This is a genomic window from Trueperella bonasi (assembly GCF_030811535.1).
In the GTDB taxonomy this organism is placed as follows: Bacteria; Actinomycetota; Actinomycetes; order Actinomycetales; family Actinomycetaceae; genus Trueperella; species Trueperella bonasi.
Map to the genome: position 1 here is coordinate 262,549 of NZ_JAUSQX010000001.1, position 16,212 is coordinate 278,760.

The 16,212-nt window shown below is 56.4% G+C and carries 12 protein-coding genes; 5 read left to right on the forward strand and 7 right to left on the reverse strand.

Annotated elements, in window-relative coordinates; translation table 11 throughout:
- Nucleotides 1–408: 408 nt before the first annotated feature.
- The 5 genes from proB to J2S70_RS01240 all read right to left on the reverse strand — a co-directional run bounded on the left by proB (nucleotide 409) and on the right by J2S70_RS01240 (nucleotide 6,149).
- Nucleotides 409–1,515, reverse strand: coding sequence for a glutamate 5-kinase (proB, locus tag J2S70_RS01220; RefSeq protein WP_407702617.1), 1,107 nt, complete (start codon nucleotides 1,513–1,515; stop codon nucleotides 409–411).
- 12 nt (nucleotides 1,516–1,527) lie between these two features.
- Complete coding sequence (obgE, locus tag J2S70_RS01225; RefSeq protein ID WP_307681932.1) at nucleotides 1,528–3,042, reverse strand: GTPase ObgE; 1,515 nt, start codon at nucleotides 3,040–3,042, stop codon at nucleotides 1,528–1,530.
- 124 nt (nucleotides 3,043–3,166) lie between these two features.
- Nucleotides 3,167–3,421 (reverse strand): 50S ribosomal protein L27, encoded by a 255-nt coding sequence (rpmA, locus tag J2S70_RS01230; protein WP_307681933.1) that lies wholly within the window; start codon nucleotides 3,419–3,421, stop codon nucleotides 3,167–3,169.
- Nucleotides 3,422–3,456: 35 nt separating this feature from the next.
- Nucleotides 3,457–3,762 carry a 50S ribosomal protein L21 gene (gene rplU, locus J2S70_RS01235; RefSeq protein ID WP_307681934.1) on the reverse strand — a complete coding sequence of 102 codons (306 nt, stop codon included), beginning with the start codon at nucleotides 3,760–3,762 and terminating at the stop codon, nucleotides 3,457–3,459.
- Between the two features lie 125 nt (nucleotides 3,763–3,887).
- A complete protein-coding gene (locus tag J2S70_RS01240) occupies nucleotides 3,888–6,149 on the reverse strand; it encodes an Rne/Rng family ribonuclease (RefSeq protein ID WP_407702618.1) in 2,262 nt (753 codons plus the stop codon).
- Between the two features lie 441 nt (nucleotides 6,150–6,590).
- Between J2S70_RS01240 and J2S70_RS01245 the strand changes: the two genes are divergently transcribed.
- The 5 genes from J2S70_RS01245 (at nucleotide 6,591) to J2S70_RS01265 (ending at nucleotide 14,653) form a co-directional block, all read left to right on the forward strand.
- A complete protein-coding gene (locus J2S70_RS01245; protein WP_307681935.1) occupies nucleotides 6,591–8,099 on the forward strand; it encodes a cytochrome ubiquinol oxidase subunit I in 1,509 nt (502 codons plus the stop codon).
- Between the two features lie 8 nt (nucleotides 8,100–8,107).
- Nucleotides 8,108–9,241 (forward strand): cytochrome d ubiquinol oxidase subunit II, encoded by a 1,134-nt coding sequence (gene cydB, locus J2S70_RS01250; protein ID WP_307681936.1) that lies wholly within the window; start codon nucleotides 8,108–8,110, stop codon nucleotides 9,239–9,241.
- A 134-nt stretch (nucleotides 9,242–9,375) separates the two neighbouring features.
- The gene (gene cydD / locus J2S70_RS01255) at nucleotides 9,376–11,214 is read left to right on the forward strand and encodes a thiol reductant ABC exporter subunit CydD (protein WP_307681937.1); all 1,839 of its coding nucleotides are present in this window, start codon (nucleotides 9,376–9,378) and stop codon (nucleotides 11,212–11,214) included.
- A complete protein-coding gene (cydC, locus tag J2S70_RS01260) occupies nucleotides 11,211–12,965 on the forward strand; it encodes a thiol reductant ABC exporter subunit CydC (RefSeq protein ID WP_307681938.1) in 1,755 nt (584 codons plus the stop codon). Before cydD ends, cydC begins: the two co-directional genes overlap by 4 nt.
- 38 nt (nucleotides 12,966–13,003) lie before the next feature.
- Nucleotides 13,004–14,653, forward strand: coding sequence for a GAF domain-containing sensor histidine kinase (locus J2S70_RS01265; protein ID WP_307681939.1), 1,650 nt, complete (start codon nucleotides 13,004–13,006; stop codon nucleotides 14,651–14,653).
- Here J2S70_RS01265 and J2S70_RS01270 read toward each other — a convergent pair.
- Together J2S70_RS01270 and mutM are read right to left on the reverse strand one after the other, a co-directional pair.
- Complete coding sequence (locus J2S70_RS01270) at nucleotides 14,650–15,273, reverse strand: response regulator (protein WP_307683348.1); 624 nt, start codon at nucleotides 15,271–15,273, stop codon at nucleotides 14,650–14,652. The two genes, J2S70_RS01265 and J2S70_RS01270, sit on opposite strands and share 4 nt — an antisense overlap.
- A gap of 47 nt (nucleotides 15,274–15,320) precedes the next feature.
- A complete protein-coding gene (mutM, locus tag J2S70_RS01275) occupies nucleotides 15,321–16,211 on the reverse strand; it encodes a bifunctional DNA-formamidopyrimidine glycosylase/DNA-(apurinic or apyrimidinic site) lyase (RefSeq protein WP_307681940.1) in 891 nt (296 codons plus the stop codon).
- Nucleotide 16,212: the final 1 nt, after the last annotated feature.

Genomic DNA, 16,212 nt, shown 5'->3' on the forward strand with positions numbered 1-16,212 from the left:
ACACGTGGGCGAATATTGCCCTAACCTCTTCGGAATGATTGAGACATGGGGTGATGTCACTCTCGATCATTGTCATTCCTTTCCACACTAGTTTCGAGGTAGCTTCACGCTTCGCGGATATTTACACGAAGTATTTCCGTATCTTAACTTCTATAAATATTACTCAGCGCGCATACTTTTAAAGGTTGCTACCCATTGAAATTACCCAAATTCGCGCCACCCGGTCAATGATCGAGCAGCAAAATGCCACTCATTCCACAAACTGAGAGACCGTATCTCGCAATCTGGTCCAGAACTTTCCGCGAGATATCGGGGATATGCCGGGCCGCAACCGAGTGCGTGTGAGGTTCGGCACGAAGCTCACACGCACATTGCCAAAAGGTTACGAGCAAGTAAGTAGCGGGTGTCTTACCTTGTTGGCAGTACCAGATCGTCTGCGTGAATCACTGGTCTGGGAGCCACCTTACCCGCAATATATTCCTGCAATTCAGGCGTCGAAAAAGCACTCAACCCACGGGCAACCTCAACGCCGCGCCCGTCGACGATCGAGACCAGATCACCGGCGGCGATCCTTCCTTGCACCGCAGTCATTCCAACGGCAAGCAGCGATGCTCCCCCACTTCCAAGCGCCCGTTTCGCGCCGTCGTCCACGGTTATGGTCCCCTTGACGAGCGCTGCGTGTCTAAGCCACAGATCTCGCGCAGGCACCTTCTTTGAGCGCGGCAAAAACCATGTCCCAACACTTTGCCCGTCGAGCGCGGCACCAAGATCGTTTGTAGATGCCAACAGGGTCGCCACCCCGCCCGATGTTGCCATACGCGCAGCTTCAACTTTGGTAGCCATTCCGCCCGTACCAACATCTGATCCACGACCCGTGATCGTAAACTGTTCGAGCTCGCTCATATCGTTCACTACGGAAATTAACTCGGCTCCGGGCGCACCCGGTGGTCCGGAATACAATCCGTTCACATCCGTCAGCAAAATAAGCGCAGTGGCACTGACAATGTGTGCGACCAACGCGGCGAGCCTGTCGTTATCCCCAAATCGCAGCTCGTCTGTTACCACGGCGTCATTTTCGTTAACGATAGGCACGACACCGAGGTGCAGTAAACGCTTGAGCGCCGATTGGACGTTGTTATAGTGGCGACGATCGACGACGTCGTCCGGGGTGAGAAGCGCTTGCCCGATCGTAATGCCATAGCGTGCAAACTCGTCGGTATAGGCGCGAATGAGGTGGGATTGGCCAACCATCGACGCCGCCTGCTGGTCACGCACATCGGCGGGACGACGCCGAAAACCGAGTGGCTCCAATCCGGCGGCAATCGAACCGGAAGAAACAAGCACAATCTGCTGCCCACGCATGGCTGCCGGGCCGACGACGTCGACCAAACGTTTGATCTGTTCGCGGGCAAGCGAGCCATGATGCGTGAGTGAGGAAGAGCCGATCTTAATAACTATTCTGGGCGCTTGACCAAGTAGGGCCCGGTTCGAAAGTAGGTTCTGCACATTCTCCATCCTAGTTCCGGATCAGCTGCCGGATGGATCTGTCCAGATTCCTCCGTCGCGATCTTCTTGCAAAGCTTGGCGCGCTTCTTCCTTGGCGTCCATTCGATCGTGGAACGCGGCTTTACGCTGCGCCCTGGTGGGCCGTGACCAGTCCTCGAGGCGAGCATCCATACCGCGCGGTGCCAAGTGTTCGGCACCCGTGGAAACGGTCGGCTCCCAGTCAAAGATGACTCCGCCGTCGAGCGGTCCAATCACAACCGTGTCACCCGCGCGGGCGCCCACCTTGAGGAGTTCTTTTTCCACTCCGAGGGCATGTAGCCTGTCGGCAAGGTAACCGACCGCCTCGTCGTTGGCGAAGTCCGTCTGGTTTATCCACCGTTCGGGTGTGCGCCCGCGCACCTGATACACGGTAGCTGCGCCGTGGTTAACAGGCTTAACTGTCAAGCGAGAATCGTCTTGCGTAACCGGGCGAATAACCGGCCGGGTCTGCGGGAGAACATCCTGAGAGCGAATCTCTTGCACAATTTTCGCCAGCGCAAATCCCAGTTCTCGAAGTCCCTGATGCGCCGCTGCAGACACGATAAACACCGGATATCCCTTCGCCTCAATCTCCGGTTTGACGAATTCTGCCAGTTCGCGTGCTTCGGGCAGGTCCGCCTTGTTCAACACGACGACGCGTGGGCGGTCCATGAGTGGAACGCGATCTTCCATTGGCGGGATAATGTCGGCGTAGGCAGCTAGTTCACCTTCAATAACTTCAAGGTCCGACATTGGATCACGCGAAATCTCGTAAGTACCACAGTCCACTACGTGAGCGATGACTGCGCATCTTTCGATGTGCCGCAAAAATTCGTGGCCGAGGCCTTTGCCCTGTGACGCTCCGGGAATGAGCCCGGGAACATCAGCCATGGTAAAACGGTAATCTCCTGCTAACACAACTCCCAGGTTCGGCACGAGGGTGGTGAATGGATAATCCGCGATTTTTGGGCGCGCTGCCGACATCGCCGCAATAAGTGAAGATTTGCCCGCGGAAGGAAAGCCGACAAGCGCGACGTCGGCAACTGACTTCAGTTCAAGGACAATCGATATTTGCTCTCCCGGCTCGCCCTGCAGAGCAAAACCTGGAGCTTTCCGTTTCGGCGAAGCCAGCGCCGCGTTGCCCAGACCACCGTATCCGCCCTCGGCGACCAGGTATTCATCTCCATCGCCAACCAAGTCGGCAAGGATGTTACCGTCGACGTCTTTAACAACCGTTCCAGATGGAACAGCCACAACTAGGTTTTCGCCGCGCTTACCGTGGCGCAGGTCCCCTTCACCAGGTTTGCCATTCTCTGCCTTTAAATGTGGCGAATGATGGAGTGAGAGCAGTGTATTTTCCTGCGGGTCGACCCTAAGGATCACATCCCCGCCGTGCCCGCCATTTCCTCCATCTGGGCCACCGAGGGGCTTAAACTTCTCTCGGCGTACCGAGGTGATGCCGTTGCCGCCTTTTCCCGCCTGAATGTGCAAAGTTACGCGGTCAATAAAATTGGCCATGACGTCCTCTCAGTTGTCAAAATTATTGCAGAAATTATTTTCCGCGGTGCGCCGATCTTGAAGATACGACAATGGGTGGAGAGCATCGCCCCCCACCCATGCTGAATAAACCAGCCGAACGCTACTAGGCGTCGACTGCTACGCTCACTACTTTGCGTCCGCGTTTGGTTCCGAACTCAACGAATCCGGTCTCAAGAGCGAACAGCGTGTCATCCTTGCCGCGGCCTACATTTTGGCCGGGGTGGTACTTGGTGCCGCGCTGGCGAACGAGGATCTCGCCCGCGTTGACAGCCTGCCCGCCAAAGCGCTTAATGCCGAGGCGTTGCGCATTGGAATCGCGACCGTTGCGAGTGGAGCTCGCACCCTTCTTTGTTGCCATCTTCAGACCTTCTTTTCTTAAAAGCTCGTGACTGGTTAGCCGATGTTGGTGACCTTCAAGCGGGTCAGCTTCTGACGGTGGCCCATGCGCTTGCGGTAACCGGTCTTGTTCTTGTATTTGATGATCGAAATCTTCGGACCCTTTTCATCACGAACAATTTCGGCGGTCACCTTCGCGGAAATACCATCGGCAGACGTGGTGATCTTGTCACCGTCGACGAGCATGATCGGCTCAAGCTCGACCTTGTCGCCAGCTTCGCCTTCAATTCTGTTCGTAACCACGATAGATCCGACGGACACCTTTTCCTGGCGCCCGCCTGTCTTTACAATCGCGTAAACCACGTTCAGCTCATCTCTGTCGATTTGGTGCACATGCGTGCATTGGAAACTGCGCTCATTGCGCCGAGTTACAAGTTTACTGAGATCACCTATTCGTAACAAGTCTGCCTAGGGCGATCATCGCCACATTATTCGGCGCCCTGTTCGTTACTCTTTGCCGGAAAAGTCATAATGTGCGACTTCGGCGAATTGCCTGTGGTGATCGTGCCCGAGGATGTTACGCGCCGCTTTCGCTGAGGCTTGGCGTGCGATTCATTCGCCTGATCCCTCGCCTCTTCAGGTTTGGCCTGCGGCTCAGCGTTCTTTGCCTCCGGCTCGGCGTTCTTTGCCTCCGGCTCTTCGGTGCTTTTCTCGGATTCGTGTTTCGACGACGCGGCGGCGGCAATGTTGGCGAGCGCTGCCCGCACTTCCTCATGTTTCGGATCGAGCTCATTGTGAGCCGGGCTCCCTTTGGCGCACTGCTTTGTTTGCCTGCGCACGTTCGTACGCGGATTTTGCTCGTCAGTCTCCCCGCGTTCGACGGGGTTGGCGTGGGTGATGTAACCATGCCCATCGCAGCATTCGCAGGTGGTCGAAAATGCTTCAACGAGGCCCTGCCCGACTCGCTTGCGCGTCATCTGTACGAGCCCAAGTGACGTTACTTCCGCCACCTGGTGGCGAGTCCGGTCTCGGCCGAGACACTCGATGAGGCGCCGTAAAACGAGATCGCGGTTTTCCTCAAGCACCATGTCAATAAAATCAATGACGATGATGCCACCGATGTCGCGCAACCTGAGCTGACGGACGACCTCTTCGGCAGCTTCAAGGTTATTGCGCGTCACCGTCTCTTCCAACGTTCCGCCCGAACCGGTGAACTTTCCGGTGTTCACGTCAATCACAGTCATCGCTTCGGTGCGCTCAATAATGAGCGAGCCTCCCGATGGCAGGAATACCTTGCGGTCAAAAGCCTTCGCTAACTGTTCGTCCACGCGGCTGGCTTCGAAAATGTCTTGATCACCGGTCCAGTGTTCGAGGCGATCAACCAACTCCGGTGAAAGTTCTTCAACGTAGCTACTGATGGTTGCCCACGCGTCGTCGCCGGAAACTTTCAGCTCCTTGAAGTCTTCGTTGAAGATATCGCGCACGACTCGCACCGCTAGCTCGGGTTCGGCCTTAAGGATGGAAGGCGCATTTTTCGTGGACTTCGACTTCGCTTCGATATCTTTCCACGACTTCAACAGCCGGTTGACGTCCCCTTGTAGCTGCTCCTCGGTGGCACCTTCGGCAGCTGTTCTGACGATCACGCCGTGCTCTGAAGGAACCACCTTTTTCAAAATGCTTTTGAGTCGCGAGCGCTCCTTATCTGGGAGTTTGCGCGAGATACCCGTCATGGAACCGTTCGGCACCAGCACCAGATGGCGGCCAGCGAGTGTGACCTGGCCGGTCAATCGCGCGCCCTTGTGACCAATTGGGTCTTTAGTGACTTGGACCAGTACCGTGTCACCGGATTTCAGCGCGTTTTCAATCTTGCGCGGGCTGCTGTTGAGGCCGACCGCATCCCAATTCACTTCGCCTGCATATAAGACGGCGTTGCGCCCCTTGCCGATGTCGACGAAAGCGGCTTCCATCGACGGCAACACGTTTTGTACCCGTCCAAGGTAGACGTTGCCGACCATCGAGGTTTGGGTGTGGCGCGCTACGTAGTGCTCAACTAGCACGCTGTCTTCTAGCACCGCTATCTGATTTAGCCCATCCTGTTCACGCACCAGCATTGTTCGGTCCACGGCTTCACGACGCGCCAAGTATTCCGATTCTGAGATTGTGGTGTGGCGGCGCGAGTTCCGCCGGCCTTCCTTTCGCCGGCGTCTCTTCGCTTCAAGCCGTGTGGAACCTTTGGGAGCCGTAACGCCATCATCGGTCTCTTCTGATGAGCGGCGGCGCCGCCGCCGAACAGTGGACGTTTGCGCCTCGTTCTGATCATCGGCGTTATTCGAGTCTTCACTAGTCTTTGCGTTATCGGTATTTTGGTCGGCCGAATCGCTACTTACCTTGCGCTGGCGTTTTCTCGTGCGTTGATTGCGAGAGGCGCTCTCTGACTCTTCTTGCGCCTGTTCATCTGCATTTTCAGTCGAATCCTGGTGGCCGTCATCCGAGGATTTACGCCCGCCGCGCTTGCCACGCCGCCGCTTACGGCCCGAGCTCTCTTCGGCATTCGCATCGGTATGATCCCGAGGGTCCTTCTCCGAGGCTGAATTCTCATCGCGTGATTCGCCTTGCTTTTGCGTCGTGTCAGAATCTTCACGGCGGGCACGGCGCGAACGTACTGCTCTGGACAGATCTGGCTCCTGAAAAAGAAGCGCAGTCATTGGCGCAACTTGTGCGCTCTCTTTATTTTCGGCATTTTCTGCCATCGATATTCCCCTAGCCGGCATTCGCGTGCATCTTCGCGCCTGCCGTCAGGTAGTCGCGGCTCTCACCGCGGAAGCTTCATAGTCAAACCCGCCCGGCTGCAACGCGTGAGCGGCGCACAAGGTAGGTTCTCGAGCGGATGCACGCCCGATTCACGGTCCTATTGTTGCACATTCCGTGCGCGGTGTCAGCGTCGGCATTGCCGTGTACTCGCCCACCGGCCCCATTGAGGACATTAGTCCTAGTAGTGTTGGCGTTTTCAAGTGATGACTATTTTCACTTTGGAGTCATTACGGTTTGGAGACGAACTTCGCGGCGAGTGTAGGTTAAGCTGAAAGCAGCTCTCGGCGCCGCCATCAGCACGCTGGGAAATCAGGCACATCAGTTACGGCTGGGTCTTGGATCAAATTGATTCAAGGCGTTCACACGGAAAGGTGACACACGTGGATGTCTTAGACCTTTCACGGTGGCAGTTCGGTATCACAACCGTGTACCACTTCATTTTGGTACCGCTAACGATCGGACTTTCGCCACTCGTGGCATTAATGCAGACCAAGTGGCTGCGTAGCGGGGATACTAAGTATCTGCGCATGTCGGAGTTTTTTGGGAAGATCCTCCTGATTAACTTCGCACTCGGCGTGGCAACGGGTATCGTCCAAGAATTCCAGTTCGGTTTGAACTGGTCTGAATACTCCCGCTATGTTGGCGACATTTTCGGCGCCCCACTGGCATTTGAAGCATTGCTGGCATTCTTCATGGAGTCCGTGTTCTTGGGTGTCTGGATTTTCGGCCGCGGGCGCATCTCAGCTAAAGCTCACACGGTGGCAATCTGGATGGTTGCCCTTGGCACGAACGTTTCGGCATTCTTCATTCTTGCCGCGAACTCGTTTATGCAAAACCCCGTGGGTGCCGTTTACAATCCTGAAACGGGCCGAGCCGAACTTGATGGCATGACCGGCTTCCTCGAAGTCATCTTCTCGACAACGACGCTGTATGCGACCTTGCACGCAATCGGCGCATCCCTCATGGTTGCGGGAGCCCTGATTAGTGGCGTATCAATCTGGTGGATCGTGCGTTCGATAAAGACCAACAACGAAGCTGAGGCTCGAGAGTTCTGGAAGCCTTCGGCACAGTTTGGACTCAAGGTACTCGTCGTCTCCGGTGCTGTTACCTTGCTTTCCGGTCACTTTATGGGCCAGCACATCTACCATATTCAGCCCACCAAGATGATCGCCGCGATGGGTATCGCCGAATCGGGAGAAAACCACAACCTCGCGCTCATCATGACGGGCACCGAGCTGGAGGCAGACAACATCGTTGCGCTTCCGATCCCCGGTCTGGAATCGTTCATGGTGACCAATCACTTCTCCGGCCCGGATTCCTACCTCAAGGGAGTCGACGAACAACAGGAGATTTTCAACGAGAAGTTTAGTGACGTCTATGGCGAAGATGCCGATTACATGCCCAATGCGTTCATCGCCTTCTATTCGTTCCGAATTATGATGGCTCTTGGGTTCGCCTCGGTCGGCCTCGGAATTTTGGGCTTGTACCTGTTGCGCAAGGATAGGCTGATCGAAAACGACCTGATTTCTAAGCTGTTCGTGTGGACGATTCCCTTCCCATTCTTGGCATCCTCCTTCGGGTGGATTCTTACGGAAATGGGACGCCAGCCATGGGTTGTCTACCCGAACTTCGAGCGAGAAGGCGACTTAACTGCCGGCGAGATGATTCATCTGCTCACTCAGGATGGCGTATCCCAGAACGTACTTGCTGGCGAGGTATTCGTTTCCATGATCGCCTTCACGTTGCTCTACCTCGCGCTAGGTATCGTTTGGTTCCGCCTGATCGTTCGGTACGTGCGCGAAGGCATCAACCCGGCGGAGAAGCTTCTTCTTGAGGAAGCTGAATCCCCCGAGTTCCGCGACGACATGAAGCTGAGCTTCGCATACTAGGAGGAACCGTGGAACTTACAGCACTTCAAGTCATTTGGTTCGTACTGATCGCCGTCCTATGGATTGGCTATCTCACTCTCGAGGGCTTTGGATTCGGCGTGGGAATGTTGATGAAAATCCTGCCGAAAAATGAGAAGGAGCGCCGCCTGGCGCTCAACACGATTGGTCCTCACTGGGACGGTAACGAGGTTTTCCTCCTCACTGCAGGTGGCGCAACTTTTGCCGCCTTCCCGGAGTGGTATGCGACCATGTTCTCGGGCATGTACATGGCCCTCATAGCGATTTTGATCTTCCTCATCATCCGAATTTCAGCGATCGAATGGCGCGGAAAGATCAATTCGGATTCATGGCGTAAGGTCTGGGACACCCTCCATACGGGAGTTGCCTGGCTAGTGACCCTCGTCTGGGGCGTTGCCTTTGGCAATCTCGTTCAGGGGACCCAAATTCAAATTGGTCACTACGCCGAGCGCGGCGGAGGTGAATTCGTCCCGGCTGATCCCAATAACATCGAGGCGGCTCTAGCTGCGGGTGATCAACACTTCCTCACCGGTGGATTCGTTTCGCTCTTCACTCCGTACACGATTGTGGCTGGGCTCGTCTTCATCGCACTCTTCCTCTCGCACGGCGCGCTCTGGCTCGCGATCAAGACGAAGGGTGACTTCCATGACCGTGCTTTGGCGCTGGCGAAGCCACTATCGGTTGGATCGACATTGCTGACAGCCGTGTGGGGCATCTGGGGGCAGATCCGTTACTCCGATCATGCCTTCGGATGGATTCCGTTGCTCATCGCAGCCGCTGCGCTGATCGGATCGATGCTCGCAACAAGCCAGAAGCGCGATGTACCGGCCTTCTTGCTGTCATTTGGTGGCCTCGCGGTTGCCGTGGCATGGGTGTTTACTACATTCTGGCCAAATGCCATGAAGTCCTCCCTCAACGACGCCTATCACCTGACTTTGCAGCAGGCCTCAGCCACCGGCCCAACCCACGCGGTCATGCTCATTGCAGCGGTGATCTTTGTTCCGATCGTTTTCGGCTACATGGGTTGGTCCTACAAGCAGTTCGCAGCGCGGATCGGCACCGAAAACATTTCGGATGAACCGGCGGGCCTGCACCCGGACAAGGTACGGGAATTTGCGAAATAGCCGCTAACTGTGTCCAATGATCAGAGGGAGCGTGGATAGCACGCTCCCTCTGATCATGTCAGTGTCATGTCAGCCAATTCTCTTTTTCTGCTCAACACCTTTAGACTATTGATCCGTTCAGAAAAGTAGGTGCAGTGAAACCTTTTGATCCTCGCCTCATGCGCTACGCCCGTGCAACACGCGCTTACATCGGGTTTCTCGTCCTGCTTGGTCTTCTTGACGCCACCCTAATTGCCGCGCAAATAATTTTGATTGCCAAGGCAGCATCCCCGATCTTCTACGGTGTAGCTACCCCGACGGAGGTACTGCCAACAATCGGATGGGTTGCAATTGTTTTCGCGGCTCGATTTGCCGTTGCCTACGTGCGTGAAAGTGTCGGGCATCGATCGGCCGTCACCGTCATCACCGACCTGCGCAATAAAGTCCTACATCGAGCGGCTGAACTTGGTGACCGCTGGCTTTCGGGAAACACCACGAACACCGTTACGCTCGCCACCCGCGGCCTTGACGATCTCGAGGACTATTTCGTAAATTTCCTCCCCCAACTTTTCCTCACAGTCACGGCCGCACCGGCATTGACGGTTCTGCTCGCCACATACGATTGGATTTCCGCGCTTTTCGTCGTATTCTGTGTGCCGCTGATCCCGATTTTTATGGTGCTCATTGGCAAGATGACTGCTAAATACTCCAACGAACGACTGGCTGCTATGCAACAGCTGTCCTCGCAGCTACTCGATCTTTTAGCCGGGCTTGCGACGTTGAAGGGGCTAGGGCGTGAACATGGCCCAGAAAAACGAGTGGAGGGGCTTGGCAAGCGGTTTGCGCAAAAGACGATGCAGACCCTCTATGTGGCGTTTCTTTCCGGGGCCGCCCTTGAATTTCTCGCGACTCTTTCCACTGCCTTGGTTGCAGTTAATATCGGCCTGCGGATGGTCGGGGGCACAATCCCATTGGAGATCGGGCTGATCGTCATCATGCTCACCCCCGAGATTTTCAAGCCGCTACGCGAGGTGGGCACTCAGTTCCACGCTTCCGCAGACGGTGTGGCCGCTGCCGAAAAGGCGTTCGAAATTTTACAAACCCCGGTGCATGAACACGCGGGCTCCCAACCCGTGCCAAACCTCGACGAGGCACAAATCTGCTTTGAAAACGTATCCGTTTACGCGCCCGGCCGCTCCACCGTCGCTCCGGCCAATTTAACGACGACGATCGAGCCCGGCGAAATCACGGTTCTGCGCGGTCCTTCCGGTTCGGGTAAGACGACCACAGTCCACGTCCTCCTCGGTCTGCTTGCACCAGATGAGGGCGAGGTACGGGTTGGCAACGTGAGGCTGTCAAGCATTGACCGTGACGCGTGGTGGGAGCATATTTCTTGGGTGCCTCAGCGTCCGGCAATCCTGCCAGGAACAGTAGCTGAGAACGTGGGAGCATCCGGCGAACAGGCCCGCCGAGCTGCAGAGCTGACGGGTTTTGACGACGTCGTCAATCACCTCCCACACGGCTGGGACACGCGTATCGGACACGGCGGGACCGGCCTATCGGTTGGCCAACGCCAGCGTCTCGCACTCACTCGTGCGCTCATCTCGTCGCGGAAGATCATCGTTCTCGATGAACCCTCGGCGCATTTGGACGCCATGAGTGAGGAATACGTGGCAAACGTGGTTCGCACCCTCAAGGCGAATGGACACACCGTCGTCGTGATCGCGCACCGGCAGGCAATTAGCAGGCTTGCCGATCACGTCGTCGACATCAAGCCCGCTTCGCGCGATATCACCGGCGAACTACGTGAATCTACCGCGGTGAAAGAGTCTGCTCAATACGCCGAACGAGTCGAATCTCAGCGCGCCGATTACGCCATCCCGCAGGACTGGCTCGGCGCCAACTCTTCCGGCCACAAAGTCATCAAATTGACCATTGGAGATGGCAAGCCCGAGTCTGCCGAGTCCCCCACCCGTCCAGAGGAGGGCCAGTGAGCGTTATTGACAAAGAAGAAAGAATCGCACTCAAGCGTGCGATCGGTATGCTCGACTATGACAAAGCAAAGTTCGCTTGGTCTGTTGCGGCAGGGTCAGGCGCAATTGGTTCGGGTGTCGCGCTGGGTGCCACCTCCGCATGGTTGATCGCACGGGCGGCTCAAATGCCACCGGTGCTCCAGCTTTCAGTTGCGTCCACCGGCGTGCGCGCTTTCGGTGTCGGTAAGGCAATCTTCCGCTATTTAGAACGTATCGCCTCCCATTGGGTAGCTCTTTATGGCATGGCAAATTTACGTTCCCGAGTCTATTCATCAATGGCGAATTCGACGACGGACGTCGTCACCTCGGTTCGTCGCGGCGACCTCCTCGCCCGCACCGGCGCAGACGTGGACGAGATCGGCGATGTGGTCGTAAAATCGATGCTTCCAGCCGCGGTAGCCTTGATCGTCTCGCTCTTTTCGATTGGCATCGTCGCGTTCCTCTCCCCACCCATTGCACTCGTTCTGGCAGCATGCCTTTTTGTTTCGGGTGTGGTTGCTCCCTATATCGCGATGCGAGGGGCACGCATGGATCAAATCGCGCAGATTGAAAACCGTGCGGACCTCAACGCGCAGTCGCTGACCATGTTGGAGTCCGCCTCGGAGCTGCGTATTTCTGGTCGCCTCGCCGAACTTGATGTGCAACGGGAAGAAACCGAGCGCCGCATACATAAAAACCGTGACCGTTCGGCAAGGCCATCGGCTCTTGCATCGGCTCTCGATACGCTCGCCATGGGCGCTGCGGTAGTGGGCGCGCTCATCATCGGTACCCAACAGGTGGCTAACGGTGATATCGGCGCGATCGACCTCGTCGTTGCCACTCTCACACCGTTGTCCGCTTTCGAAGCAACACAGCGAATGGGCGGTGCTGCCACGCAGCTCGTGCGATCAGCCTCGGCCGCCAAGCGAATCGTTGACCTGCTTGACGCTGCGGAAACAACCGAGCATCCAGACACCGATAACAGGCCTGCTAGCGACGACGGGCTGCGTGCCAATGGCCTGCATGTCGGCTGGCCTGGTGGGCCCACGATTGCAGGGCCTATCGATTTGCATCTGACCAAAGGTAAAACGATCGCGATCGTCGGCCCGTCCGGCATTGGCAAATCTACGCTGCTCTACACTCTGGCTGGCATGCTCGAACCTCATTCCGGCGCCGTAACGATTAACGGGCGAGATACGTGGCGAATCGACAGGGCTGAAATCTCCACGCACCTATCCATGACGGCTGAAGATGCGCACATTTTCGAAACCAGCGTGCTGGAAAACTTGCGCGTAGCCCGTGCCAGTGTGACGCGTAAGGAAGCGGCCGACCTGTTGCGACAGGCCGGCCTTAAAAACTGGTTAGCCCAGCTCCCCGAAGGCGTAGATACCATGCTCGGTTCGAACGCGACCTCGGTATCGGGTGGCGAGCGGCGCCGGCTTCTTCTGGCCCGGGCGCTCGCCGGCTCAGCCACTTATATGCTTCTCGATGAACCCGGTGAACATTTGGATCCGGCCACTGCCGATGAGCTGATGAGAGATCTGCTGAAAGTAGGGAATGACGAACGCGGGGTCATCCTCGTCACCCATAGATTAACGCCCCTAGACGTGGCCGATGAGGTTATCATGCTCGGGGAAACCACGCCCGGCGAGGTCGGCGTGATCGCGCGTGGAACGCACGCCGAGTTGATGGAACACATGCCCACCTACGAGTGGTCGCTCACTCAGGAATAGCTTCAGCCCGGTAGTCTGAAGGCTGAGAAAGGAGCGCCATGGTCACAAACGAGTCCCTCAAGGACTTTTCCAGACACATCCTCAGTATCGCCTCATCATTGGACCCGTTTGAAGTTTCTCGCGCTCTAGTGACGGCGGCCTGCGAGGCAACGGGAGCAAAATTTGGCGCAGTATCGGTACTTGATTCTCACGGCGAGACGATTCAGTTCATCCAACACGGCGAACCGGCCGGCCCCGATTCGGTCATCGAACACCCACCGATCGATCACGTCGTGTTTAACGATATTCCGATCGATTCCTACCTGATCATCAACCACATCGGCAGTTACTCAAATAGTGTGCTACCAGAAAACCATCCCGCCATTTTGAATTTTTTGGGTGCCGCAATCACGGTTAATGAGCAGGCGTGGGGTCGGCTCTATCTTTCTGACAAGCCGGAAGATTTCACGAACGACGACGGCGATATCGTCCATCTGCTAACCCGTGCGGCAGCAATTTCGGTAGTGAACTCCCAGCTTTACGAGCAATCTCAAAACCGTGCTCGCTGGCTGACTGCGTCCCAACGGATCGTTTCCAGCCTGCTAGAAGACTCGGACGAAGACGAGGCGCTCAAAACCATCGCGCACGAGATGCGGCTCGCTGCTCAAGCTGATATCGCGATGATTATTCTGCCCTCCATTCAAGACCAATGGGTTTCTGAAATAGTGGACTGCGCTGACCCCCAGATGGCCCATGAACTTCTCGGTCTGAGTTTTCCCAAGGACGGACGAGCACGAACCGTACTACGCGAACAGGGCGGCGTCGTCGTTGATTCAATGCAAAGGTTGCGAACGGTTCGCGTTCAAGAACTGCGCCAATTTGGTTCGGCTCTGTACGCTCCGCTCGTCTCACAAGGGGTGGGGCTCGGAGTGATTTTGCTTCTTCGGGTTCCAAACGAGCTGGAATTTAACCTCCAAGATTTACGAATGGCTGAAAACGTGGCCAAACAGGCGACGATCGCACTTGAATTATCAGCTGCACGCCAAGCGCAAGCCATGGCCGCAGAACTTGACGAACGTGCCCGGATTTCACGGGATCTGCATGATTTGGCGATCCAACAACTTTTCGCCTCCGGCATGCACATCACGGCGGTCCGCGAAGAAATGCACCAGCGAGGGCTCGGTACGGAAGTGACTGGCTCGCTGGATGCTGCCATCTCCGCAATCGATGACTCTGTTAAACAGATCCGTGCAATCGTCCATTCGCTTCGCGAAGACGGTTCTTCGGCCGCGGTTGTCGCTCGCCTCCAGCACGAAGCTTCCGTAGCACGCGCGGCTCTAGGGTTCGCGCCCTCGCTGCTGATCACGTGGAATGGCGTGAATATCGAAGAAGAGAATTTTCACCTGGTTGACGACGCGATTGGATCCGATGTTGCCGACGACGTCGTCGCAGTCGTTCGCGAGGGCCTCTCAAACGCTGCCAGACACGCGAAAGCATCGTCTGCGATCGTTCTCGCCGACGCGGGCCCTGATCAGATCACCATCCGCGTGGTCGATGACGGTACGGGCATCCAGCAAAGCCTTTCAAGACGATCGGGACTGGCAAACTTGGCAGCCAGAGCGCGCCGACACCAGGGAACCTTTAGCATCAGCCCGCGAACTGACGGGCAGTCGGGCACCGAGCTGACCTGGACAGCGATGCTTCGCTAAGCGTTCTGGTTACGCCAACCCGACGCGCGTTGACCCGCCACCCAAGCCGCGACCTGTGTGCGGCGTTGCATACCCATTTTCGACAGTAGAGATGTGATGTGGTTCTTCACTGTTTTTTCTGCGACGCCGAGCCGGTCACCGATTTCTCGGTTCGATAGGCCGTCTCCGATAAGGTCAAGAACCTTACGCTCAGATGGAGTCAAATTGGCTGTCGGGTCATCATGATCAGCGCGCCGCCGGGTCACCGTGCGCTCATCAAGTAGCACCCTGCCCTCGGCAACAGCCTTAATAACCTCTGTAATCTCCGCCCCGCGCACCGATTTCAACAAATACGCTTTAGCGCCTACCTCAAGAGCTTCTGCAAGCGCGTCGTCGTCGTCAAAAGACGTCAACACTATGGACTTTGTATCCGGAACAATCTCACGGAACTTGTCGATAACCTCAATACCCGTACCATCCGGCAAGCGAAGATCCACAAGCGCAACATCGGGGGCCATCAGCCCGGCACGTCCGATTGCTTCCGCCACCGAACCCGCTTCGGCCACGACAGCCAACCCATCGGCACGGTCAACAACTTCGGCGATTCCACGGCGGACGACCTCGTGGTCGTCAATAATCATGACGGAAATTTTATTGCTCACGCATCGTATCCTATCTTGATCGCTAACTATTTCCCACGTGAAGGTTGAGTCAGTGGGCGAACGTTTCTTGGCCGCTGGCAGGTGGGGCAAAAATGCGAGGATCTGTTCATGAACACCTCACGTTTGATGGGTGTTCCACATACGGGGCACGGGCTACCTTCACGCCCGTAGACGTTCAGCGAACGGTCAAAATAACCCGATGCGCCGTTAACGTTGACGTACAGTTCATCAAATGATGTGCCACCCACCGCCAGCGCGCTGTTCATCACGGCTGTTGCAGCTAAGTACACTTCGCGTATCTTTGCCACAGACATGCGATTAGTCAGGCGGCGCGGATGGACGCGAGCAAGGAACAGTGCCTCGTCGGCATAAATGTTCCCAATTCCCGAGGCGAGCGTTTGGTCCAACAACGCGCGCTTAATTTCCGTGTTTTTCGATTTCACCTTTCGAGCCACACGATCGATATCGAAAGCCGGATCGAGTGGATCACGCCCAATATGAGCGACTGACCGCGGTAGACGATCATTCTCGCTCCCCCATCCGCCCGGCGCCCCGTCTGGAGTCTGGATCAGGTCATCAGGTAGCAGGTGACCAAATGTTCGCTGGTCAACAAAGTCGAGCCGAACGCCGTCGTCGAGTGTCAAAGATGCCCGCCGATGTTCCTGCACACCGCCACCCACGCGGAATTGACCAGACATGCCCAAGTGAGCAATTAAGCACACGTTCCCGGCCTCGAACCACAAAAACTTACCCCGCCGCACAACCGCCTCAATTCGCATATCGCGAATCGGTTCCAATCCCTGTGTTGCCCGGCGCACCGCGCGCGGATGAAGCACTTGCACGTCAGTGATCACCCGGCCCATAATGATCGGCTCCAACCCGATTCTGATCGTCTCCACCTCGGGAAGTTCAGGCACA

Excerpts from the sequence above, each read along its gene's own strand:
- rpmA (WP_307681933.1), bottom strand. The coding sequence starts at position 3,421 with ATGGCAACAAAGAAGGGTGCGAGCTCCACTCGCAACGGTCGCGATTCC.
- J2S70_RS01270 (WP_307683348.1), bottom strand. The coding sequence starts at position 15,273 with ATGATTATTGACGACCACGAGGTCGTCCGCCGTGGAATCGCCGAAGTT.
- proB (WP_407702617.1), bottom strand. The coding sequence starts at position 1,515 with ATGGAGAATGTGCAGAACCTACTTTCGAACCGGGCCCTACTTGGTCAA.
- J2S70_RS01265 (WP_307681939.1), top strand. The coding sequence starts at position 13,004 with ATGGTCACAAACGAGTCCCTCAAGGACTTTTCCAGACACATCCTCAGT.
- J2S70_RS01240 (WP_407702618.1), bottom strand. The coding sequence starts at position 6,149 with ATGGCAGAAAATGCCGAAAATAAAGAGAGCGCACAAGTTGCGCCAATG.
- obgE (WP_307681932.1), bottom strand. The coding sequence starts at position 3,042 with ATGGCCAATTTTATTGACCGCGTAACTTTGCACATTCAGGCGGGAAAA.